This is a genomic window from Roseimaritima sediminicola, from assembly GCF_009618275.1.
Taxonomy (GTDB): Bacteria; Planctomycetota; Planctomycetia; order Pirellulales; family Pirellulaceae; genus Roseimaritima; species Roseimaritima sediminicola.
Genome location: NZ_WIAD01000052.1, coordinates 11,324 through 35,533 on the forward strand (window position 1 = coordinate 11,324; position 24,210 = coordinate 35,533).

The window sequence follows — 24,210 nt, forward strand, 5'->3', positions numbered from 1 at the left end:
GCATCGTTGCTCGTAGCCGAAGTCGCCAGACTTTGGAAGCGAACGTGTTGCGGCGGTGTGTCCAAACTCTGGCGAGTTCAGCTACGGGGTGATTCACGTTCACAGGCTGGAAGCCTATGCCACTATGGGCTGGCGATTTATTTGAAAACGCATTGTTTATGTGAGCCGTTTGGGCGATAGCCCCGGTTTTGCAGTGACGAAACCAAGGCCAGCACCTAAACGGCTCCATAAATCGACAGGCCGACTAGTTGCCGAAGACGGCGGCTTGGTACAGGTGGAAGGTTCCTTGGCCCTCCAGTCCGATACGGATGTACTGGGCTGTGGTACCGGCCGGGAAATCCACCATCCACTCCGCTTGCGGCTTCTCCGCGCTCCAGACCTTCTCGTAATCTTCACCATTACCGCTGACCCAAACGGCCAGTCCTGTGGCTCGCTGATGGAACTGGCGGCTGAGCCGATTGCGGAGCCATAGCTGGGATAATTCACGCGGCTCGCTCAGGCGGATCGTCACATACGGTTTCGAAGCATCGTGTTCGCTGTGAAAAGCAAAGTCGAACGCTTCGCGGCCCGAGGCGGTCAGCAACAGATGCGACTCCTGGTTCCAGTCACGGTTGCTGAAGTTCGGACCCAGTTTCACCGCGGCGTCCTGCGAAACCTCCACCGCCTCGCCGCGACTTCGCGGTTCGGGTGCCTTCAGGTATTTGGGCGATGCCCAGCCATCGCGAACCTCGCGGCGGATCGCTTTTTGGCTTTGCAGGTAAGCGACCAGATCCAAGAATTCGATCGGGGCGATGGTCATCGCCAAGCCTTCGGGCATCGAGCTGGCTTTCATGGCTTTGCGGATTTCGATGTTGTCCTTTTCGATATCCACCTTTTTGCCGTCAGCGATTCCCAGGGACAGTGTTTCTTCGTCCTCGTCAAGAATGAACCCGTTGTGCGTATCGCCGTCGTAGGTGAGCACCATGACGGTTTCGTAGCCCTTGGGGATTTCTTCGTTGGGCATCGTAATCGAACGAATGATTTTCTCGCGGTCGAAGCGTTGGCCGATATCCGTGAGGTCCGGACCGAACTTCTTGCCCAGATCACCCACCTGGTGACAGGACGAACAAACCTGTTTGAAGACGCCTTCGCCGCGGCCGGCGTTACCGCCGCTCATCTGGGCCAGTTGGCGGATCGCGGCGTAGCGCCGCTTGATGTCAGCGTCCACGTCGTCGGCGATTTCCAGCGGCAATGCGGCGGCGCCGCCGGGGCCCGACATCCGTTTGTAGCGCTGGAAGTACTTTTGGGCCGCTTCGCTGCTGTCGGCCAAGAAGTCTTCGTTCTGTTCCTGCTCGGACCACTGGGGTTTCAAGCCATGAAGGGTGTGTTCGAGGGTGTACTCGATCCAGTAGTCCAGCGGATGATTCGCGACGCGCAGAGCCATCTCGGTGGCCTGCGGCGAATCCCACAGACTGATGCCACGCAGGGCTTCGAGGCGGACTCGCGGCGCGGGATCTTCGACCGCGGCGGCAAAGTATTCGCCCACGTTCTTGATTCGGTCTTGTTGGTTGCTGATCGTGTGGATCGCAGCGGCTCGTGCGTTGGCGTGGTCGCTCTGCAAGATTTTGGCCAGCAATTCCGGCCGCAGATCGTGGAAGCTTTCCTGAATCCACATCGCTTCGCAGGCCAACTGCGGGTCGTTATCGACGGCATCCCAATTTTCTAGGGCCGCGTACACTTCGGCTTTCGGACGTTCCCACAACTCGCGACGCACGCGGTAACGGGTTCGCAGCTCCGGCAGTTCCAGCGCCTCGAGCAGTTCGGCGGCCGAGGCCTGGGAATAGTCCACCGTTTCCAGCAGCGGCTTGTCGTCGTACACCATGCGATAGACGCGGCCGTGGGTGTGGTCGCGGTTGGGGTCGCGTTGGGAGTACTGCATGTGGCCGATCAGGGCGTTGCACCAGTCGCCGAACCAGATCGCCCCGTCGGGTCCGATTTTGGGATCGACCGGTCGAAAGATCATGTCGGTCGATGACAATAAATCTTCGACTCGTTCGCCTTCAAAACCGGCCGTGTCCGGCTGGTCGCGAAGATTAAAACGCGGCATGCCATGCATGTTGATCACGCAGGCGTAGATAAACTGGCCCTGCATGTCGTCGGGCAGATGTCGCGAAAGCAGGAACTCGTTGCCGACCGCCGGCCGCATGCCCTCGTTGTCGAACACCGGTTGCAGGGTTTTGCGCGTATTGACGTCCCGGCCGGTCAGCGGGCTGAGCCAGTGTTGGCGGGCGTTGGTGCCGTCGCCAACGATGCCGTTGCCCCAGCGATCAAAGACCAGGCACCAAGGGTTGCCGTAGCCGGGGGTGCGGAAGTGCCGCACCTGCATCGATTTCAGATCCAGAATATAGCCGCCACTGCTGTTGCGATTGCGGAACGCGCCCCAGGGCGTTTCCAGGGTGGTCGACAAGGCGACGCCTTCGAGCATGTACAGCAAACCGCCGGGCGAAAACTCCCAGGCACCGACCGTGTGGTGGGTATCGTCGGTGGCAACGCCGTCGATCAACTGGACCACTTCGTCGGCGCGATCGTCGCCGTCGTGGTCTTTCAAGAACAAGATCCGCGGCTCGTCGACCACCAACACGCCACCGTCGTAGAATTCGAATCCGGTCGGACAGATTAATTTATCGTAGAACGTCGTACACTTGTCGGCTTTGCCATCGTTGTCGGTGTCTTCCAGAATCAGCAGGCGGTCGTCGGGACGCTGGGCGCCGGGTTGCCACTGGGGATAGTTGGGCATGCAAGAAACCCATAGCCGACCTTTGGCGTCGAACGCGATTTGGTTGGGGTTCGCCAGTTCCGGGAATTCACGCTCCGACGCGAACAGCTCCACGCGGAAGCCTTCGGGAACGTTCATCATTTTGATGGACTCTTCGGGCGTCGGATAAACCAATTCTTCCGGCTCGCGCATCTTGCGGAAGTTTTCATCGCGCGTTCCGAACATCGTCGGTGGGACCACGACGTCGCCGGTTTGCGAGTCGTCGGGCTGGTCCGCAACCGGTCGACCTGCGGCTAGATCCCACAGGTACTGGTCGCGAACGGCCACCATCGCTCGGATCTTGCGGTACTCGGTCGGGAAGGTTTCGGTATCCCAGGTGCGGCGGCCGCCATACACATACCAGCCGTTGAGCATGCGGTAGTCCTGCTGGTGCAGCCAGGATTTGTCGTTGACCCACCGGCGGACCCGTTCGTACTGCTGGCCGGAATGATCTTGCCGGGCGGATCCGAACAACGCGGCTTCCAGTTCGGCGGCGATTAAGCGGTCGCCGGCTTCGTTCAGGTGTACGCCGTTGATCGTGAACTGCAGGCCGTCCTGTTTCTCAAACGGCTCCAGCGTGGGCGTGAACAAGTCGACGAAGCCATGGCCATCGGCCTTAGCCAGCGACTCGATCGCGTCGCGGTAGACGCGCAGGGCCGCGTTTCGCTCCTTCGCATCGGGACCGAACGGATTGCCGGTCGGTTCGAAAGCGGTCGGACTGACCAGCACGAACTGACCCCGATTGTCACGAGCGTAGTTCTTGGAGGTCTCGGCGATGTACTCGCGGTAGTTTTGCACAAAGCTTTCGATCTGCTCGGGCTGCGTTCCTGCGAAGGACTCATTGAAGCCGAAGAAGCAGAGGAACAGGTCGGGACCGAATACTTTCAGCGGGTCGTCGATCGTCGTGTAACTGTTGGGCCGCTGTTGAAGACCGACCTCGTCGGCGGGCCAACCGAAATTGCGAAACCGCGTTTCCGCTTCCGGATTCCGCAGATGCCAGCGGGTCTCGAAGTGGCCGAACAGATTCATCCGTTCCGCCAGCGAATTGCCGACCAGGGCGACACGCTGGTTTTTTTCGAGATCCAAAGTCGGTTCGGCGGCGGCCAGCGGTCGCTGGGCCCCCAGGAGCATCCCCGCCAAACTCAGGAAAACCGCCGTGAAAACGGCGGCTTGAGAACGAGTGAAAGCATGCATATTGAACGAATGTCCTTCGAGTGTGCAGCGCAGTTAATTCGCGTGGAGCAGTTAGTTTGCGTAGAATACGACCCGTAGTATAAACAGGTCGGGCAGAATTTGGGGATCGTCTAGGAGGTCTGGGCAAGCGAATTTGCGGGCTCCGCGCCTCAGGACCCGCGAGGACCGTAGGACCGGTCCGGCCACGGCAGGCGTGCCTCTATCACGGCGGATACGCCCAGAGGGTTCAAGCGGATCCGCTGTGCGGCGCGGAGTTTGCAGCCGCTTCTTACGCGGCCGGCCTTGTTCGACAGCGACTGTCGGCGACGCCACGATGCCCTCCGTTTCGTTCCTCGCACTCGGTTACCACCTGCCATGACCATCACCAGCGTCAATCCCGCCACCAACGAAACCCTGCAAACGTTCCAGCCCCTGACCAAGGAGCAGGTGATGTCCGCCATCGAGCAGGCGGATCAGGCCTACCAGAGCTGGAAAGAGGTCACGTTCGCCGAACGCAAGGCGTGTATGTTGCGGTTGGCGGCTCGGCTGCGCGAGCGAGCCGATCACTACGCGCGGTTGATCACCCTGGACATGGGCAAACGGATTTCGGAAAGCCAGTACGAGATTGAATACTGTGCGAACATCGCCGAATTCTACGCCAATGGAGCGGAAGAATTCCTTGCCGACGAACCGCTGGATGTCGAAGGCGTGGACGCGTATCTCCAGTACGCACCGCTGGGGGTGTTGATGGGCGTCATGCCGTGGAACTTTCCTTTCTACCAGGTCATCCGGTTTGCGACGCCGAATGTCATGGCGGGCAATACGGTGATGGTCAAACATGCCAGCAACGTGCCGCAGTGCGCCGAAGCGATCGAGGAACTGTTTCACGACAGCGGATTTCCCAAAGGTGTGTTCACCAATCTGCTGATCCCGTCGGAGTTTGTTGAAAGCATCATCACCGACCCCAGGGTCCAGGGCGTCTCGCTGACCGGCAGCGAAAGAGCGGGCCAGGCGGTCGCCGCGGTCGCCGGTGAACATCTGAAGCGGTCGGTTCTGGAGCTGGGCGGCAACGACCCGTTCATCGTGCTGGAGGATGTGGACATCGACGAGACGGCCGAAGCCGCGGTCCAGGGACGGTTGGTCAACGCCGGCCAGTCCTGCGTGGCTTCGAAACGATTCATCATCGTCCAGGCGGTGGCCGACGAATTTCTCGAAAAGTTCAAACAGAAAATGTCCGAGCGACGTCTGGGCGACCCGCTGGACGAGCAGACCACGCTGGCGCCACTGAGCACCGAGTCGGCGGCGGAAAAGCTGCAGAAGCAGGTCCAGTCGGCGATCGATGCAGGTGCCAAGGTCGTCCTGGGCGGCGACCGACCGGATCGCGCCGGCGCCTTCTTCAATCCCACGATCCTTACCGGCGTAACCCCCGACAGTCCGACCTTTGACGAAGAGCTGTTCGGCCCGGTCGCAACCGTCTATGTGGTCCGTGACGAAGACGAAGCGATTCAGTTGGCCAACCGTTCGTCCTTCGGTCTGGGCGGCAGCGTGTTCAGCAAAGACGTCCAGCGTGCGCGTCGCGTTGCCGAGAAAGTCGAATCGGGCATGGTGTTCATCAACCAGCCGACCAAGAGCCAAGCGGAGTTGCCCTTCGGCGGAGTGAAACGCAGCGGTTACGGCCGAGAGCTATCGCACCTGGGAATCCTGGAATTCGTCAACAAGAAATTGATCAACCTGGGCCCTAAATAGTTTTACGTAGACGTAGTTTTTACGGACAACCTTCGATGACTTCCAAGCATTATCTGATCATCGGCGGCAGCCATGGCATCGGCCTGGAGCTGGTCCGGAGGCTTCGCGCCGACGGGGCTGCCGTGACCGTGGTTTCGCGGACGCGGGGCGACCTGGGCACTGTTTCCGAGGTGTCGCATATCGAAGCGGATGTTACGGCCGCCACCCTCCGCCGCGAACAGTTGCCCGAGGTCGTCGATGGACTGGCCTACTGTCCGGGCTCGATCCAGTTGGCGCCGCTGCGCAGTATTACGCCGGAGCTGTTGTTGGAGGATTATCGATTGAACGTGGTGGCTGCCGTCCAGTGTGTTCAAGCCGCCCTGCCGGCGCTGAAGGCCGCACAGCAGGCGGCCATTGTGCTGTTTAGTACTGTGGCGGTTTCGCAAGGCCTGGCGATGCACACATCGGTGGCCGCGGCGAAGGGTGCGGTCGAAGGTTTGACCCGCTCGCTGGCTGCAGAGCTGGCTCCGGCGATTCGCGTCAATTGCGTCGCGCCGGCCCTAACCGACACCCCCTTGGCCGAACGATTCTTGCAAACCGAGGAGAAGCGAAAAGCGATGGCGAAACGGTATCCGCTGAAACGCGTCGGGCAACCCATCGATGTTGCCAATGTCGCCGCCCTGCTGCTCGGCGACCAATCGGACTGGATCACCGGTCAGGTGATCGCCGTCGACGGAGGCATGTCACGGGTGCGCGTTTGAAGTCTGTGGTTTTGGGCTTTCTGGGAACTCGTCGAAACGGAATACGTCGTTACTGAAGGACCGTTCGTTTAACTCAGGTGGAGACTTTTTTGATGTTCGCACCGCGTACTCTTGTCATTTGCTTCGCGACGATCTTTGCCCCGCTGGTTCTTACTGCCGCTGCCGCAGCAACCGCTGACGACGAGCTGAGGCAGGTGGACGTAACGCAGCGCTGGGCCGGCAAGAACCCGGATGCGTCGCGGCGTGAGCTGGCCCCCGAATCCGGCGTGATCAGCGATGCCGCCACCTGGGAGAAACTGTGGAAAGCGTGGCATGGCGAGAAAGCCGTACCGCAGGTCGACTTTGAAAAGGAACTGGTCCTGGTCGGTACCGCCCCCGGACCCAACTTGATCATGATGCAGCCGATGATCGACCGGCAGGGCGACGTACGCTTCAGCGTCGGGGCGACTCGGATGGCCGGCCCCGGCTTTGGTTACAATCTGCTGAAGATTCGCCGAGCAGGGGTCCGCAGCGTCAACGATACCAAGTTGCCGGGCGATTCGGATCCGAATGGCGGCGCCGATCGGGCGACGAAAGCCGAGGAATCCATCACGGTCACCGTGGTGGGGACGCTGCGCACCGGTATCTTTGCGATCGGCGGCGAGACGACGGGAACAACGATCACCGCCAAAGGCATCACCTGGGAACTGGACTTCGGCGAGCAAGCCAAATTCCGCCGGATGGCAGAGAGCCTGAACGAAAAGCAGGTGGTCGTGCGCGGCAGCCTCGAACGCCGCAGCGGCGTGGAGATCAAGCAGCGATGGATCGTGCACGTTAGCGATCTTGAGGCAGCAGCACTGAACCGGCCGAATCCCGACGAAGCCGCGCGGCAATAACCTCGTCGAAAACTTTTTGCAGCACGGCAACGCTGGCAGGTTTGACCAGGTGTCGGTCGAAGCCTGCCTGGCGGGCTTTCTGGATGTCTTCCGGCTGGCCGTTGCCGGTCATGGCAACGATTTCTAGGTCCTTCAGTTCGGGCTGCTGACGCAGGCTCTGGGCGACTTCATAGCCCGACATGTCGGGCATGCAGATGTCCGAGAACACCACATCGGGTTTGTGCTGTTGAACCAGAGCGATGCCCTCCCGAGCGGTCAAGCACATCTGTACGTTGTGTCCCAAGGCTTCGATCAGTCGAACCAGCAACGTGGCCACCGCCGGCAGGTCGTCGATGACGACCACCTCGAGCGTTCTCAGCGGCTGTGGTGGAGCCGGACGAGGGGCCGGAGAGGACGTGTTTTTTACCAGCGGCAGGCGAACCACAAACCGGCTTCCGGCGGCGTCGTGATTCGGGTCCAGTTCGACACTGCCACGATGCATCTCGACCAATTGTTTCACCAACGTCAGCCCGATGCCCAGGCCACCTTGGCTGCGCGTGACGGAGCTTTCCACCTGCGTGAACATGTCGAAGATGGTTTCGGCATCTTTCGATGAGATGCCGATTCCGTTGTCTTCGACGCTGATTTGCACTTGCTCGTCGACGGTCCGGCAGCACAACTCGATCGTGCCACCGCGCGGCGTGTATTTGCAGGCGTTATTGAGGATGTTGGTAAAGACTTGGGCCAGCCGCACCCGGTCGCCGACGACGGTCGTGGCGGGATCGATTTCGATATGCGAACGCAGGGTGTGCTGTTGTTGGTCACAGGCCGGTCGCACCGAGGACAACGACGTCTCGAGGACTTCGCGGATCGAGACCGGTTCGTTCTGTAGTTTGACCTTTCCGCGTGTGATTCGGGAGATGTCCATCAGGTCGTCGATCAAGCGGACCAACTGGGAGACCTGGCCTTGGAGGATGTCGCTGATCTCGGCGATTTGTTGCGGATCGTCGCTGCAGAATCGCAACAGTTCAGCCGCGTTGCCGATCGGGGCCAAGGGGTTTCGCAGTTCGTGCGCCAGAACCGCCAGGAACTGGTTTTTGCGGGCGTCCATCTCGCCGAGTTGTTCGGCTCGCTCGATGAGTTCTCGTTCCAATTCTTTCTTTGCGGTGACATCGACCATCACACCCCGCAGTTGGTCCGGCTTGCCATCGGCGTCGGAAACCACGTAGACGATATCGCGCAGCCACACGGTCCGGCCGTCGCGCGTGATCGCTCGGTACTCGAAATCGTGGTCGCGACATTGCTGACAGGCGTTGCGACAGAGGGCAACCGAATCGTCGCGATCCTCGGGATGGATGATGCCGGGCCAGAACGAAGGGTTCCCGAGCCATTGTTCGATGGGGTAGCCCAGGATCTGTTCGGCTCGCTCGCTGACGAAGGTGAACTCCCAACTGTTGGCGTCCGCTTCCCAGACGATGGCGTCCAGGCCGTCGACCAAGTTGCGGTACTTCTCTCGCGCCAGTTCGGCGTCCTTGCGGGCCTGGACTTCGCGCTTGATCAAGGCTTCGCGTTCCTGCTCGGCCAGGACCGAATCGGTGACATCCCGCGAGATCGAAAGCAGTTGTTCGGGACTACCGTCCTCGCCGGTGATCGGCGTCACGATCACGTCCCACCACTTCTTGGTTTTCGATTTACGGGTGAAGCAGACGCCTCGAAAGCGGCCCGCGCGACCTTGCCGAGCCGCGGCGATCGCAGCGGCTGCGGCGTCGCGATCCACACCGCTCCAGAAGTCGGTCCACTGGTGCCCGATCAACCGTTCCGCACTGTCGAGCTCCAGCAGTTTCTCCCCGCCCGGACTCATCGAAAGCAGGTGTCCGTCGAGATCCAGAATCTTGATGCAGTCCTGGCTGCTGGCCAGAATTTGACGAGCCTGTTCCTCGCTGCGGTGTCGAGCGGCCTCCAGCTCCTTTTGTTCGGTCACATCGGTCATCGTGGTGATGGCCCGGGCCGGTTGTCGATCGCCAACCGCGACCTGTTTGGAACTGATCAACAACCGTCGCAACTGGCCGCCGGCGGCCTCCAACAGAATGTCCTCGTTCGAGATGGCTTCTCCGTCCAAAATGGTTCGAGCCAGCGGCCATTCCTCTGGCTCGTAGCGACGACCGTCCGGGCGATACCCGGTATAGCTGGCCGACACTTGCGGATCGATTGGGCCGGGGATGCTGTCTCCGACCAGCTCCATGGCGCGTTCGTTGACCGACAACACGCGTCCGCTGGGCACTTCGGCAACCACCACTCCGGCCGGCAACTGGTCGAGCAATGCTTTCATCAGCGAACTCTCTTCCTGGACCTGCTGCAGTAGGTCCTCACGCTCTTGGTCCGCACGGACCTGATCGCTGATGTCATCGAAGATCAACAGGCTGCGGCCAGCCTCTCCCTCGTAATCGGGGAGCGCGGCGGCGGCGACTTTGATATGCAGGGTTTCACCGGCCCGGTGCCGACAACGTATCGCGTGCCCCTGCGGCGCCGTGCCGCTGGCCAGACGCTGTAGCACCGAAGGTAATTCCTGCCCGGGCGTCGCGCAAGCGATCGGCAAGCGTTGGCCGAGGACGTCGTCGGCCGAGTAGCCGAACATTTGCTCGGCGGCGGGGTTCCACAGCGAGACTTCGGCCTGGTCGTCGACCACGCTGATCGCCAGTGGCGATTGTTGGATGATGGTTTTCAGCAACTGTTGCTGCTGGCGTTCTCGAGCGGCGATCGTGACCAGTTCGATCTCGGATTCCACCGACTCCGCCAGGCTGTGCAAAATGTCCAGCTCGGTCTCGGTCCAGTCGCGGACCACGGTATCAAACACACAGAAGGAACCCAGCACGTGGCCCGAGCGGGTGCGTACCGGGACGCCGGCGTAGGCTCGCACGCCCAATTCCGCGACCGCTGGGTTGTCCTTGACGCGATCGTCACTGTGGGAATCACTGACGATCAACGGAGCGTCGCAGAGGACCGCCTGCCGGCAAAACGAATAGCTCAGCGGGCTCTCACGGCGTGAGGCCCAGGGTTCGGGCAATCCCACACAGCTCTTGAAAAACTGACGATCCGCGTCGACCAGCGTGACGACCGACGCGGGACACTTCAGCAATCTGCTGGCCAATTCGGTCAGGCGGTCGAAGGAACGTTCCGGAGCACTGTCGAGCAGCTTGGTCGCTCGCAGACTCGCCAGACGTTGCGGATCGGTGACCGCGTTGCCACGAGTCGAGCTTGATTCTTTCATCGCCCAGCAGTTCTCTTGAATGAAAAAGCGTGTCGACTGGTAACCGTATCACCAGGATCGCTCGTGGAGAAGCGCTTAATTCTCTGGCCGCTGCATTGTAAACGTTTTTTTCCGCGGGCAGATGATTTCGCCACCATCGGATCAGGCGGGGGGCAGATGGAAAACGCATGGTCTATGTGAGCCGTTTGGGCGATAGCCCCCGGTTCTTCGCTGACCAAACCGAGACCATCCCCCAAACGGCTCACTAGTTCGACAAGCCGCTAGGCGGTTGCGGCGGTGGTCTGTTTGGCTTTGCCCGCGGTGGCGGTGCGGAGATTGACCCGCAAGTCGCGGTAGCGCTGGATCAATTTGGTCATGTGAATGATCAGATAAGCGTTGGCGATCAAGGACAACAGCAACAGCAGATTGAACGCCTGCTGCGGCAGCGCGCCGCGCTCGTCGTCCCCAGCCGGTCGGCTCGGCGGCATCGTCGCCGCGTCGAGATCCAAATCCGATGGACTCTGCGTCGCGGTTGTCTCGCCCGGCAGCAACCCGGTGCGGCCGCCGGCACCGGTCGTGCGATTGGACGCGAGTTGAGGATGGGGGGGAGCGTTGCCGACGGGATGGTTCGCTGGGGGGGAATACCGCGCGCCCGGAGCACTGCCGGGAGCATAACCGGCGGGGTTTTGAGGAGACGCGTTATAGGGAGCGCTGCCATAGTTTTGGTTGGCGTAGCCGCCTGCCGGAGCCGGGTTGCCGACCGGCGACTGCGTCCGTGGATCGTACGCGCCGGCGGCGTTGTTCTGGCCCGCGACGGGCGTTTGATATTGCCCCGGCCGGTACTGACCCGCCGGGTATTGCCCTGGCTGGGGTTGGCCTGGCTGGAGTTGCCCTGGCTGGGGTTGGCCTGGCTGAGCTTGGCCTGGCTGGTACTGGCCGCCTTGGCTTTGGCCCGCCTGGGTTTGACCGGCGTAGGCGTGTTGCGGTGTGGTCGCGTTCCCGCCCTGGTCAGCCGTCGCCGTGTTATTCCCATAGCGATCCGGGTTGTCCCCATAGCGATAAGGAGTGCTGGTGGCCGGCCCGGCCGTGGTTCCAGCAGACGCCGCGGTTTGCGGGCGGGGCGCCGGTTGCTGCGGGCTGGATTGCTGCGGGCTGGATTGCTGCGATAGGGCCGATGCGGGCAGGCGTGGATCGGCCAGCCCTGGTGGTGGCGCGCCGAAGTTCCCCAGAGCCGAGGAGGATGCGTTTGGGGTCGGCGTGGAAGCGCCGCTGGCGGACGCAGTGCTGCTTCCGCCGGCCGCGACCGTGGTTCGTTCGCGGTCCCAGCGGTCGTCGCGCCCGTTATCGACGGTGGAGGGTAGCTGGAGGTTCGAGGCGGTAGCTTCACTCGGCGCACCGGCGGAGCGGCCCGGGCCGGCTTGAGCGGTCTGCGGTCCCGCAGCGCTCTGGGCGGCCGGGGCGCTGGCGTTCGAGGGCATCGGATTAGTGCTGGGAAACTGCGGTCCGGTCGCAGGCGAATTGGCGGCGGTGGAGGCGGTCCGCACGGGCGGCTCGGCGGCGGAGTCGCCGGCTTGCAAGCGGCGAAACGGATTCTGGCCTTGAGGCTGGCTCTGCAGCGATTCGGTGGCTTGCCGCGCCAACTGCTGGGCTTGTTGCGCGGCGGCATCGACGGCGTTTTGGGCATCGGCCCGCAACTGTTGCTCGGCCGCTTGCCGGCTCCGCTGCAGGGCGTCCTGGGCCGTCTCAGCCAACTCGCCGGGCAGACTCATCGGCGCGGCCTCCTGCGGTTTGGCCCGCGTCACCGACTCGGCACTACCGCCAGCGAGGGCTGGAATCGGGGTAGCCGAGGGTGGATCGTCCTGGATGGCGGGGATCGGGACGTGGTCCTGGTCTCGCTGCGCAGGGGACTGAAACGCTTGGGCTTGGGCTACCGAAGGAGGTTCGGGGCCGGGATCGCGAGGCAGCGGATCGTTGCCGACGCGCAGCACAAACCGCGACACACGACCTCGTACCGAGGCGTCGACCGTACTGGATATTTCGCCGGCCTGCTTGGCGTGTTCGAACTCCTCCGGCGTCACCTGGACGATGTACTCCACACCGCCCTTGCCGTCGGGTTCGTAGCCGTAATCTACGGTCACTACTGCCAGAGCCAGTAGCATCGGGACTCCGCCCATCGGATCCTTCCTTTCGTGGCGCGCGGGTCTCTCCGGCGCTTTTCCAAATGAACTTGTCACCGAACGCGACGGTGGTGACAGAATGGATAGGGCGATCCTAGTCGATATTCCGGCCTGCGGTAAAGAGCTTTCCACAGTATTCCTTGATGCCGTGCTTGCTAGCAAAAGGTGGTCGTCCCTGGGTCGCGCCGGCGACGATTTTCGCTACGGTGAAAAGGTAGAACGTTAAAAACGCTTGCTTTTCTGCTTCGATCGACGAGCCGCCTGCTATGCCCGAATCCCGCTGCTATCGATGGGTTGCGGTCCTCGTGCTGTTGGCCGGCGGCGTTTTGTTGGGAACAAGCTTGCTAGGGGGCCAGCGGCTAGCGTTTCGCGACGTCGGCCATTTCTACGCGCCGCTTTACGGCGGGCTGGACCAACAGGTGGGCCAGGGGCAGGTCCCGCTTTGGAATCCGCTGGACCACACCGGGTTGCCGGTCCTGGGCGAAACCACCACGGCCCTGCTGTATCCGCCGCGATGGCTGTTTGCGCTGCCCCTGCCGGCGGCGGCCGTGATGGCGTGGTATGTGTTGCTGCATTGGGTTCTGGCCGGTGTCAACGCGTCGGTCGCACTGCGGGCTGCCGGCGCGAACCCGATGGCGTCCGCATTCGGCGCCTTGGCCTACGCACTGTCGGGACCGATTGTTTTCCTGTACTGCAATCCGCCATTTTTGGTCGGGGCGGCTTGGTTGCCGCTGGGGGTGTCTTTGGGCCTGAGGTTGCTGGACCGCGGCGGTACCGCGGCGGTTCTGGCCGCCGGTACGGTGTTCGCGCTGCCGGTGTTGGGCGGCGACCCGCAGACCGCGATTCATGTCGGTGTTTTGGTCGTCCTGGTCTGGACCGGTCGCAGTCTGGCGGCAGGGTGGAGGCGGATTCTCGGGCGGCGTGATCAACGGCAAGGGCAAGCCGAGCGACCGGATCCAAGGCGGCTCGAACGCGGGCAAGACGCGGATGCGGGGCGTTCGGCGATGGGGCTAGCGAGGTCAGCCGAATCCGGCAGGGGACGACGCGTCCTGCCAATGCTGGCCGCGATCCTGCTGGCGGTGTTGCTGGCCCTGCCGCAGGTGGCCGCATCGCTGGACTGGGCGCGTCACAGCGCTCGCCGGTTCGCGCCGCCGGATGGGATGTATGACTACAGCACGGCGCCGTGGCAGTTTTTGGACTTGGCTGTCCCCTACGCTGGGGGCCGATTGTTTCCCGTCTACCAGCGCCTGAGCGCAGCTTTGCCGGCGGACAGTCGGGTGTGGACGGTGTCGCTGTACGGCGGCGTGTTGACGCTGTGTTTGGCTGCCGCTCACTACGTTCGCCAAGGGCGAGCCCGTCGCGGAGGCCCGTGCGCGAAACGCTGGCGCTGGGACGCCTGGGACGTGATCCTTCCGCTGGGAGTGTTGATGGCGCTAGGGCATTACGGTCCGCTGTGGGTTTGGCGAGCCCTGCTCGGCTGGTTCGGCGTGGATGCCGGTGGCATCGACCCGGCGACGGGAAGTCCGTACTGGTTGCTGTCGAAGCTGCTGCCCGGCTATGAAGCGTTTCGTTATCCCGCCAAGTGGCTGCCCTTCGTTTCGATGGGGCTGGCTGTCGCAGCGGGACGCAGCCTGACGGGGCTATTGGAGCGACAACCGACGCAGGGCCGACGACAGACGCAGGGCCGACGACAGACGCGGGGCCGACAACAGACGCGGGGCCGACAACAGACGCCGGGCCGGGGATGGTTGGTAGCCGCTGTGGGATGCGGTGCCGCGGCGGCAGTCTTGGCTGTGCGTCCGCTGCGCGGGGCGATCGCGAGTTGGCTGGAAGGCCAGATTGCACCGGACGCGTATTGGGGCCCGCTGCGAGGGGCCGCCGCGATCGGCGACTGGTCCTACAGCCTGACCCACGTGGCCCTGGTCGCGTCGGCGGCTTGGCTGCTGCTGCGATACGCGCACCAGCGTCCGTGGCTCTCGAGGCGGTGGACCGGTGGGTTGTTGTGCGGACTGCTGGTCATCGATCTGTTGGCCATCAATTATCCGCTGGTCGCAGCGGTATCCACAGCGCAAGAAATCCGCTGGGTGGATCGCTGGGGCATCGCCGATGCCGATGCCATCGGGGCGCGGACGCTGCTGCGGACCGGGCCCGAAGCGCCGGCAGTCTGGAGCCGCACGTCGCTCGGGCGACGTGTCGCCGAGGTGGCGGCCAGCGAACGGCTGGGGCTCCAGGGACGCTGGCACCTGTCCGCGGGACACCGCATTTTTAATAGCGCCACGTCCATCACGCCCCAGCGCTACCAGAGTGCCGCCGTGGCGGCTGCCGAGTGGAATGCCGGACGCGGTGCAGAAGCGCAAACGCGGTTTTGGCGAGCCGTCGGCCGACGGTGGGGAATCAGTGCTTGGGCGCACAGCAGCGGAGGAACGATTGCCGCCGAAACCGATCGGGGGCAGAGCGTGCGATTGGCTGAGTCACGACTGATGATCGATGCGAATTTTCCACGACCGACCACGGTGGATGCCTTCGCGTGGCACACGACCTGGCAAAGGATCGCACCGCGTCGCCCAGTCAGCTCCGCGGATTGGGCGGAACGTTTTGGTGTCTGGGAAGACGCCTTCGCAGAAGCTCCGGTGCAAGCTTCTGAATTATTTCCTGGTCTATCGAACCTCGCGGTGCCGCTTGTCGAAGACGAAAACTTCGCGGTCACCGATCCGCCGACAGGGTTGCTGGCCAACGTGTCTCGGCAGACGCCTATCGAGGTGATGGCTTGGAGCAGTGACCGGGTGCGTGTGCAAGTCGAACCCACGGCCGCGGGGTTGCTGTCTCGGGCGACCTATCAGGACGGGAATTGGCACGGTCGTTACCGGCGGTTGCCTTCGGCGACATCGACAGACGTTACCGCCGGACCGGTATCGTCCGGCGGGGCCGACGGAGTCCCCGCGTGGGAGTCGGCCGAGGTGCTGCCGGTCGACTACCTCGGCCAGGCCGTGTTTCTTCCGGCCGGACGATGGGAAGTCGAATTCGTGTACCGGCCGTGGTGGCTGGTGCCCAGTTTCCTGCTGTCGATCGCGACGCTGGCCGCGATGGGTTACCAGACGCTGCGGGTGCGTTCGGTCGCTCGGCGCGGAACGTAGCATGGCTCGCCGAGCTACTGTTTTTTCTCGGCTGGGACAGCCGAGCTACTATGGTGGCAGAGGCTTTGGGCCTGTGTGGAAAAAAAAGCGAGGGCGACGGGTGGCTCTTTCGTCTTTTCCACCGGCTCCCGCCGACGAAAGGTCCACCTCGTCGCCCTCGCTCACCAGGCTTCTCGTCCCCCCGTCGGAGAAGCCATGGCCCCCTCAGGTCAAGTGATCGTCGACGCCAGGAAACGCCGTTTGGAGAACGGCTCGTCCAGCTCGCCGAAGTTGAACATCACGGCATCGACGTCGGGTCCCAGCACGATTTGCGAGAACTGGTTGTTCGTGACGGTCGCTCCCGAAGCGTTGCCGTCGACCGTCCCGGCGGTTTCGATACCGTCGACGAATCCGCTCGGCTGGGTTTCGGTGACCGAGTAGGTTCCGGCCGGCAGTTGGTCGAAGCGGTAGGCACCGTTGGCATCGGTGGTCACCGAGCGGGTCACGGGATTGTTCAGCGTATCGGTACCGGCCAGGGTAATGGTCACGCCCGCGATGCCGCGTTCTCCCGCGTCCTGGATGCCGTTGTTGTTGCTGTCGACGTAGACCACGCCGGCCAGGGTCGAAAGCACCGGATCGACGGTCGTGGTTGCCGAAGCCGTGTTGTTCGTGTCGTCGGTTTCGGTTTGCGGCGTCGCCACGATCACGCTGTTGACCAAATCACCGGTCGCGTCGTTATCGATCGTCGCCACGATGGTGAAGGTGGCCGAGGCTCCGGCCGCCAGCGATCCGAGGCTGACGTCGACGCTCTGCCCATTGGCCGTCAACGCTCCGTCCGGCCCACTGCCGCTGACGAAAGTGACTCCGGCCGGCAGGGTGTCGGCCGCGGTCACGCTGGTCGCGGTCGAGGTGCCCTGGTTGGTCACGGTGATTGTGTAGGTCAATTGTCCGCCGACCTGAGCGGCGGTGGCCGACACGTTTTTCTGCACCGCCAAGTCCACATCGGGTACCAGCAGGGTGTCGGCGGTGTCGGAGTTGTTGGCCGTATTGGCTTCGTTTTCGGCCGCGGTAACGCTGGCCGTGTTGGACAGCGTGCCCGTCGCGTCGGCCGCGACGGTCACGACCAGGGTAGCCGTCACGTCATCGCCGGCGGCCAGGGTGCCGGCATCGAAGGTCACCACGTTGCCGTTTACCGTCGCAGCTTGACCGTTCACCGTGCCGCTGACGAACGTGGTTCCCGCCGGCAGGGTGTCGGTGATCACCAGTCCGGTCGCATCGCTGGGACCGGCCGCGTTGGAGACGGTGATCGAATAGGTCAAGTTGCCGCCGGGAGCGACTTCGGCCAGAGCGCTCTTGGAGAGAACGAGGTCGAACTGCGGTTCCAAGGCGGTGCGGACTTCCGCTTCGTTGTTGGTATCGTCGGATTCGGTTTCGTTGCCTTCGGTGACCGCGGTATTGACCAGTTCGCCGGTCGCCGAGCTATCGATGGTGCCGGTGATCGTGACCGTCTCGCTGGCACCAGAGGCCAATTGGCCAACCGTAAAGGTCAGCACGCCATTGGCACTGACGAAGGTGGTATTGCCTTGGTTGACCGCCGTGACGGTAAAGGCGGCTGGCAGGGTATCGATGATCCGCACGCCGCTGGCATCGCTGGGGCCATCGTTGGTGACCGTGACCGTGTACTGGACCGGTTGACCTGGTACGCCGCTGGTGACGTTGTCGTCTTTGGTGATCACCAGATCGACCAGGCGGTCCACGGTGACGGCCACCGTGGCGCTGTCGTTGGCCGCGTTGGTGTCTACGTCGGTCGTCGTGACGGTGGCCGTATTGGAGATGCCGGTACCGCTTTGCACGATCGAGTCGATCAGGACGTCGATGGTGAACGTGGCCGAAGCGCCCGAGGCCAGCGTGCCGACCGTGAAGGTCAGGTCCTGTCCGGCGGCGTTGACCGTCACGCCACTGGTGCCGGCGTCCAGCGAGTCGAAGGAGAGGTTGCCGTCGAGGGTATCGGTGACGGTCACGCCGCGAGCGTCCCCCGGACCGGTGTTGGTGACGACGAACGTGTACGTCATGAGATTGCCAGCGACCGGATCGGCGCTGGCGGTCTTGGTGACGCCGACGTCCACCTGACGTTCGATCGTTGCCGCCACGGTCGAGCTGTCGTTGTTGTCGTTGGGATCGGTGTCAGGCGTATTGGTGACGGTGGCGGTGTTGGAGATTTGTCCCTCGGCGTCGCTGTCGACGCCCACGACGATCGTAATCGTCTGCGACGCACCGCTGGCCAGATCGCCCACGGTCGCGGTGATCACGCCCCCGGTTTCGCTGACCGCCGCGGCATCGCCGCCGACGTTGCCCGAGGTAAAGCTGACTCCGGCCGGCAGGGTATCGGTAACGCTGACACCGGTGGCATCACTGGGTCCGTCGTTGGTGACGACCAGGGTGTAGGTCAGGGTGCCGCCGGCGGCGACGGTGGTCAGGTCAGCCGATTTTTCGATCCGCAGGTCGGTTTGGACCGTGATCGGCACCGCCGCGCTATCGCTGTTGTTTGCGGGAACCGGGTCCTGTTCGTCGGCGGTGACGCTGGCCTGGTTGACGATCGCGTTGCCCGTGGCCGAGGACGGAATGTCCACGATGATGTCGAACGACAGCGAAGCACCGACCGCCAGACTGGATGCGGTGGCCGTTACGGTTGCGCCGGAGACGGTGGGCTGGTCCAGTCCGGCCGAGACGTTTTCGACGCGGTCGAACGTCAGGCCGGCAGGGATTGCGTCTTCGATGACCAGGTTGGTCGCTTCCAGGTTGCCGTTGTTGGTGACGGTGATGCGGAAACTGGCTTCGCCGCCGGCGATGGGCGTGGTGGTCAACAATTCCTTGGCCACCATCAGGTCGGTTTCGGGCACAAAGCCAAAGTCGACCGTCAGGTTGGTGCTGGGATCGGTATCGCCGTCGTCGATCGGTTCGCCGCGAGAGACCAGCGTGATGGCGGCCGAGGCGACGCCTGCGCCGGCGATTTCGCTGCCGTCGTCGACGCCGTCCTGGTTATCGTCGGGATCGGCGACCGGGTCATTACCGGTGCTGGTCGTAAACCCGTACAGCGGTTGGCCGGCGGTGAATTCGGTGCTGGGGATCTGGACCAGGTATTCGCCGGGAGCGAGATTGCTGAAGGAATAGGATCCGCCGGCGGCGGTGGTCGTGCTGGCCACCAGCGTGTCGGTGTTGGGATCCAACGTCCCGTTGCCGTCGGTGTCCTGGTACAGGTTCACATCGACGCCCGAGATGCCGGGTTCGCCGGCGTCTTGAACACCGTTGTTGTTGTCGTCGCGGAAGACCGTATCGCCGAGGGTCAGCGGTTCGTAGTTTGCCAGATTCTGGGTGACTTCCACCGGTGCGATCGAACCGACCAGCGTGATCGCTCCGTCCAGGGACGGGACGCCGTTGATTTCAAACTCGATCGCGCCGACGTTGCTGAAGTCCGCCGGTCCCACGCCGCCCAGTTGGACGAAGGAATCGAAGGGCACGAACAGTTCATCGAACGCGACCTGGTTTTGGATCGTCAGGGTGGTTTCCGAAGCGTTGTCCGCATCGGTATACACCCGCACCGTGATCTGGCCGTTGGCCTGGTCGGCTCGCGAGCTGAGCAGCAGTCCGGCGCCCTGGCGACCTTGCACCAGATCGACGCCACCCAGGCCGCTGGTATTCAGCGCGCTGACCCCATCGGCATCGCCGTCATACTGGACCAGTGCGGTCAGTTCCGCTTGCTGGCTGGAGTCGAACTGGAACTGACCGTTGGTGACCTGAACCTCGACTGCCGCGCCGCCGGCGCCGGCCACGCCATCATCGACGTTCGATAGGATCACCACTCGGTTACCACCGAGGATGCTGTTGTCGGTCGTGGACCCGATGGCGTCGGCAGAAGCATCGTCGCCGACCGAGAGCGTCGAGAGCGTGGCCGAGAAATCATCGATCGACTGGACGGTTTCGCCGTCGTCGTCGGTGACGGTCACGATCACCGGATCGGTGTTGGAGATCAATCCGTTGACGGCCGACTGGACCAACAGGTATTGGCCGGGCGAGAGGTTTTCAAAGCGGAACACGCCATTGGCGTCGGTCGTGTCGCTGCCGATCAGGGTGTCGGCCCCGGCGCCGGTATCCAGCACGCCGGGCGTGGTTCCGTCGTCCAGGTACAGCGTCACGTCGACGTTGCTCAGCCGTGGATCATTGATGGTCGTGCCGCTGGTGTCGACGATGCTGTCGATGGTGTCATCGCCGGCCAGGTCGGTGTAGACCGCTCCGGTGATCACGCCCAGGTCGGCAGCCATCAGCTCGCGATTGACCAGCCGTTCCAGCTTCAGCCTGCGGCGCTGCGTGCGGGCAGGACGGCTACGACGACGCAATCCGTTGAACAAGCGACTGAGAACCATGTATGGGAATCCTTTCCACGACCCCGATAAAACCGTGCCTTACAACCGGTGGTTACCGCATGAACGTCACCATCCGGACAGAATCTGTTTGGGTGTATCGGCAGGTCGGCCTGACCTGCATAAGGCTTACCAGCGATATTCTCCACCGAAACTGATTCCGTGGACCCAGTAGTCGGAGTCGCGGAAGGCAAAGGCCGGCCGCTCCGCTCCGCTGAACGGATCGGCTTCGGGCGGCAGCAGGTTGGGGTTCAAGTCGCGGCTGATCTGGTCGCCGGCTCGCACGACGTTGGACCAGTAGATAAAGGTGTATCCCACGGTGGCTCGCAGCCGTTCGGTCAACTGGTATCCGACCTTGGCGCCCAGTTCGGGGACCACGGCAAAGCGATCGCGTTTGTAGGTTCCGATATTGGTCCGCTGGGCCAACAGTCCGCCCCGCGCCGTGGTGCTCTGGCCGGCCGTCGTGGTGACGGTTGTGCCGTTGATGGTGACATTCTCGCGAGTGGTACCGATCGCCAGTTTGGCCATCAGGTCCAGCGTCCACCAGCCGCGGGTTCGGCGGTAACGGCCGCCGAAGTCCACGCCATTGAACTGCGACCGGGCGTCGAAGCGATCGGTGATGTTGAAGGTTCCATCGCCAGCGACCAAGGCCTCGTTGATGCTCAGCGAGTCATCCAGTTCCAGCCAGCGGTATCCGATCAAGCCTTCCAGACGATGGGTGTAGCGTTGCGGAAGGCCGCAGAAAATCGTATCGCCGCAGCCGTCGCCGCAAGCCATCAGACGGCTGAACGTCACGCCGGCGCCCTGCAGTTGGGTTTCAGCCTGGACCGTGACCGTGCCGCCGATCACGTCCGGGAAACTGACCAGTTCCGAATCCTCGGCACCGGTTAAGACGTTGAAAAAGGGACGCGCCAGGATGGTACCGCCCTGAGGGCTGGTCTGCGTGAACGTATCCGACTCGGTGGCCGTGGCGAAGAACTCCCCTTCCACCGCCCAGTCGTGGCAGGCGTCCAGCCAGATGCCCACTCGCAAGCGGCCGCCGCTGATCGAGTCGGTCAGAATCTCGTCATCGCCGTACAGCGTTCGCACGCCCGCGGTGTTCAGCACACCGGCCTCGGCGCGAGCCGTGCCCGCGGCGCTGGTGGTGACCAGCGGCGGCAGATCCATTCCGTCCTGAAACCACAGCAGGTATTCAAACGATGCCCAGCCATCTTGCGGGGCACACAGCGTGATACAAGGACGCCAGCCGGCACCACCGACGGGACCACATTCGCGGCAGCCCACGCGGTTGCAGGGAAGTGCGTCACAACCGCCGCCGGCTGCGTCGCAGGCCAAACCGCCCGGATACCCGCCACCGTGATCGTACAAACCACCGTCGTGGTAGACGTCCCCTTCGTGATAGATCGCTCCGTCCTGATAAACCGTTTCCCCCGGGTGAACTGTTTGTCCTTGATGAACCGGACCCAGGACGATCTCGCCAGCCGGAACCGACTCGGTCTTGATCGAGGGCGGCAGCGGTGCGTGTTCGGTGTTCTGAACCGTTCGCACGGGTTGCCATTTGGCGCGAGCCACGCGTTCGGCTTTGCTGGGGGCACGCCGGCGAGGTTGTTGAGCGGTGGCGGTGGTGGCGATGGTCGCCAAAAGGATCAACGCCGCGATCCAGGAGAGTTGTTTTGTCTGCACGATGACACCGAAGTGCTGGGGGGATTGCAATCAAAGCGGTGCCACGTCGGCCCGCCTCGGTTGTCTCACCAGCAACATCGGCAAACAAAACTCGGATCCATCGGCAAAAATCCGAATAATCCGAAAAATCGTCAGAGTGCGGCTAATCGTTACAGTCGCCGCAAACCGCCCAGAAATCAGCAGCAGAGTAGCTCGGCTGTCCCAGCCGAGAAGAGTCGCAGCAGCTCGGCATAGTAGCTCGGCATAGTAGCTCGGCATAGTAGCTCGGCTGTCCCAGCCGAGAACAACTCTGCAGCTCGGCAGAGCAGCTCAGCTGCGGCCAGCCGAGAAGAGTCGCAGCAGCTCGGCAGAGCAGCCCGGCATAACCACGTCGGCATGAATCTTTCGGTGAAACCCCGCGACAACACCCTCCCGCGCAGCGGGAGGGTCGGGCTCTTAGGCCCGGGGAGGGCCCTACGAAAACCCTCTCCGGGCCTAAGAGCCCGACTCTCCCAGTGGGAGAGCAAAGCCGAATGAAATGTTGCGACGTGCTTAGGAGTACCTCGCGAACGTCACTTCGTGGTTGCGGAACGCCGCCTTGCGCGATCGTTAGGCCGCGACGGCTTGTTCTTCGAACTGATGCAGGACCTCGTGAGCAAGCTGCAGATAGTCCTCGGCGCCGTTGCTCTGCGGGGCGTACTGGAAGATCGATTTGCCAAAACTGGGCGCTTCGGCCAGCCGCACGTTGCGGCGGATGCGGGTCTCGAAGAACCGGGCGCGGCTGAAGATGCCGCCCTGGCTCTTGGTCGCCGTAAAGAATTCATCGACATCGCTGCTGACTTCGGCGGCCAAGCGCGTGTTCGAATCGAACATGCACAGGGCGACGCCGGAAAGTCGCAATTGGTTGTTCAGACGCCGCGAAACCACTTCGATCGTTCGCAGCAGTTTGCTCAACCCGTGCAGGGCCAGAAAATGGGGCTGCAGGGGCAGGAACACCTCCTGGACCGCAACCAACGCATTGATCGTCAACACACCCAGGCTGGGCGGGCAATCCAGAATCAGAAAGTCGAACGGTTCCTCGTCGGCTTCCAAGCGATCCTTCAGGATCACCTCGCGACCCACTTCGCAGGCCAGTTCCATTTCGGCGGCTGCCAAGTCCAAGTTGGCGGGAACCAAGGCGAGGTTGTCGTTGATCCAGGTTCGCGCGCTGGCGATCGAGGCATCGCAGCAGAGTACCTCATACATGCTCTCGCCGGCGGGCATGCTGACGCCCAAGTGCAGGGACGCATGGGCCTGCGGGTCCAAGTCCAACAGGCAGACCCGTTTGCCCGCTTCGGCCAAGGCCGCCGATAGATTTACGGCACTGGTGGTTTTACCCACGCCTCCCTTTTGATTGATTACTGCGATCGAGCGCATTGTTCCAGCTCCAATTCTGATTTGCACCGTGGCATGGTCGCACGCAAAGGCGACCGAGCAGATCGAGTCATAGCAAAGCGGTCCGGCGGCCGCCAGAGCGAAGCTGTTTTTCTCGCAGCTCGCTTCGGCGCGGAGAAACGCCGCCGCCCCAGTAGCGCTTTCCCGGCTCGGAAAGCCGTGCGTCACTCCCAGACTCAACGCCTCTGCGACTTACAAGCTCCTGGCACTAACGGAATCTATGTAAGGGGTGCGAAGCTCGGGCGCATCAGCCACAGCAGTGGCGACATGTGGTAGCCCCAGGCGCGAGCCTGGGGTGCCGCCCCCACACCCGCGCGCCAGTCCCCTCGGGGTTCCCGTGTGGACGTCGCGTTTAACGCGGTTTCGAGATCGGCCGTTAGCACGACGGTCCCCGTCTTGGTTTCGGGATCGACCTCGATGCGTTGCACGAACGCTTCGACTAGCTGGCGTTCTTCCAACGATGCATCGCCGCTATTGGCGACGTTGTCGAGCTGCGTGAATTGTTCCAAGGCCCATTTGCGAAGCTCGGCTTTCGTCCATTCGCGTTTGGCGGGCGTTCGCTTGGCTGATGCGTTTTGTAGTTTGTCGCGTTTGGCTTTTAGGTCGGCCAGGGTGGTCTTCAATTCATCGATGCCGTCGAACGCGGGATCGGATAACATGGCAACCGTCGATTTGATTTTGCGGTTGAGTAGATCGAGTTCGCGTTTGTTCGATTTCGGTTTCGCGTCTGCGGCCTTGGGTTTGAGAACCGTATCGACGAATGCATCGACCGCTTGCTTGACGGTTTCGTGATCGCCGAGCAACGCCTGCTTGATCGCTCCCAAAACGAATTCGTCGAGGTTGTACCCGTTG

The 24,210-nt window shown here is 62.7% G+C and carries 11 protein-coding genes; 4 read left to right on the top strand and 7 right to left on the bottom strand.

Going from position 1 to position 24,210, the window contains the following annotated elements; all coding sequences use genetic code 11:
* Positions 1 to 244: 244 nt before the first annotated feature.
* A complete protein-coding gene (locus GE027_RS18925; RefSeq protein WP_153558788.1) occupies positions 245 to 3,988 on the bottom strand; it encodes a PVC-type heme-binding CxxCH protein in 3,744 nt (1,247 codons plus the stop codon).
* A gap of 354 nt (positions 3,989 to 4,342) precedes the next feature.
* Here GE027_RS18925 and GE027_RS18930 point away from each other — a divergent pair, with 354 nt between their 5' ends.
* The 3 genes from GE027_RS18930 to GE027_RS18940 all read left to right on the top strand — a co-directional run bounded on the left by GE027_RS18930 (position 4,343) and on the right by GE027_RS18940 (position 7,328).
* Positions 4,343 to 5,713, top strand: coding sequence for an NAD-dependent succinate-semialdehyde dehydrogenase (locus GE027_RS18930; RefSeq protein WP_153558789.1), 1,371 nt, complete (start codon positions 4,343 to 4,345; stop codon positions 5,711 to 5,713).
* A gap of 35 nt (positions 5,714 to 5,748) precedes the next feature.
* Positions 5,749 to 6,453, top strand: coding sequence for an SDR family NAD(P)-dependent oxidoreductase (locus tag GE027_RS18935; protein ID WP_153558790.1), 705 nt, complete (start codon positions 5,749 to 5,751; stop codon positions 6,451 to 6,453).
* Positions 6,454 to 6,647: 194 nt separating this feature from the next.
* The gene (locus GE027_RS18940) at positions 6,648 to 7,328 is read left to right on the top strand and encodes a hypothetical protein (RefSeq protein WP_162006818.1); all 681 of its coding nucleotides are present in this window, start codon (positions 6,648 to 6,650) and stop codon (positions 7,326 to 7,328) included.
* Here the strand turns inward: GE027_RS18940 and GE027_RS18945 are convergent.
* A complete protein-coding gene (locus tag GE027_RS18945; RefSeq protein WP_153558792.1) occupies positions 7,267 to 10,575 on the bottom strand; it encodes a PAS domain S-box protein in 3,309 nt (1,102 codons plus the stop codon). The genes GE027_RS18940 and GE027_RS18945 overlap by 62 nt on opposite strands.
* A gap of 260 nt (positions 10,576 to 10,835) precedes the next feature.
* On the bottom strand, positions 10,836 to 12,713 hold the full coding sequence (locus tag GE027_RS18950) for a hypothetical protein (RefSeq protein ID WP_153558793.1): 1,878 nt from the start codon (positions 12,711 to 12,713) through the stop codon (positions 10,836 to 10,838).
* A 284-nt stretch (positions 12,714 to 12,997) separates the two neighbouring features.
* Between GE027_RS18950 and GE027_RS18955 the strand changes: the two genes are divergently transcribed.
* A complete protein-coding gene (locus GE027_RS18955) occupies positions 12,998 to 15,865 on the top strand; it encodes an NACHT domain-containing protein (RefSeq protein WP_153558794.1) in 2,868 nt (955 codons plus the stop codon).
* Between the two features lie 209 nt (positions 15,866 to 16,074).
* On the opposite strand, the gene GE027_RS18960 is transcribed toward GE027_RS18955, so the two are convergent.
* The 4 genes from GE027_RS18960 to GE027_RS23150 form a co-directional block, all read right to left on the bottom strand.
* The gene (locus GE027_RS18960) at positions 16,075 to 20,265 is read right to left on the bottom strand and encodes a COG1361 S-layer family protein (RefSeq protein ID WP_153558795.1); all 4,191 of its coding nucleotides are present in this window, start codon (positions 20,263 to 20,265) and stop codon (positions 16,075 to 16,077) included.
* 126 nt (positions 20,266 to 20,391) lie between these two features.
* Positions 20,392 to 21,945, bottom strand: coding sequence for a BBP7 family outer membrane beta-barrel protein (locus GE027_RS18965; RefSeq protein WP_153558796.1), 1,554 nt, complete (start codon positions 21,943 to 21,945; stop codon positions 20,392 to 20,394).
* Between the two features lie 588 nt (positions 21,946 to 22,533).
* Positions 22,534 to 23,340, bottom strand: a complete 807-nt coding sequence (locus GE027_RS18970; RefSeq protein WP_153558797.1) for a ParA family protein — start codon at positions 23,338 to 23,340, stop codon at positions 22,534 to 22,536.
* 236 nt (positions 23,341 to 23,576) lie between these two features.
* The gene (locus GE027_RS23150; RefSeq protein ID WP_202617474.1) at positions 23,577 to 23,981 is read right to left on the bottom strand and encodes a hypothetical protein; all 405 of its coding nucleotides are present in this window, start codon (positions 23,979 to 23,981) and stop codon (positions 23,577 to 23,579) included.
* Between the last annotated feature and the right edge of the window lie 229 nt (positions 23,982 to 24,210).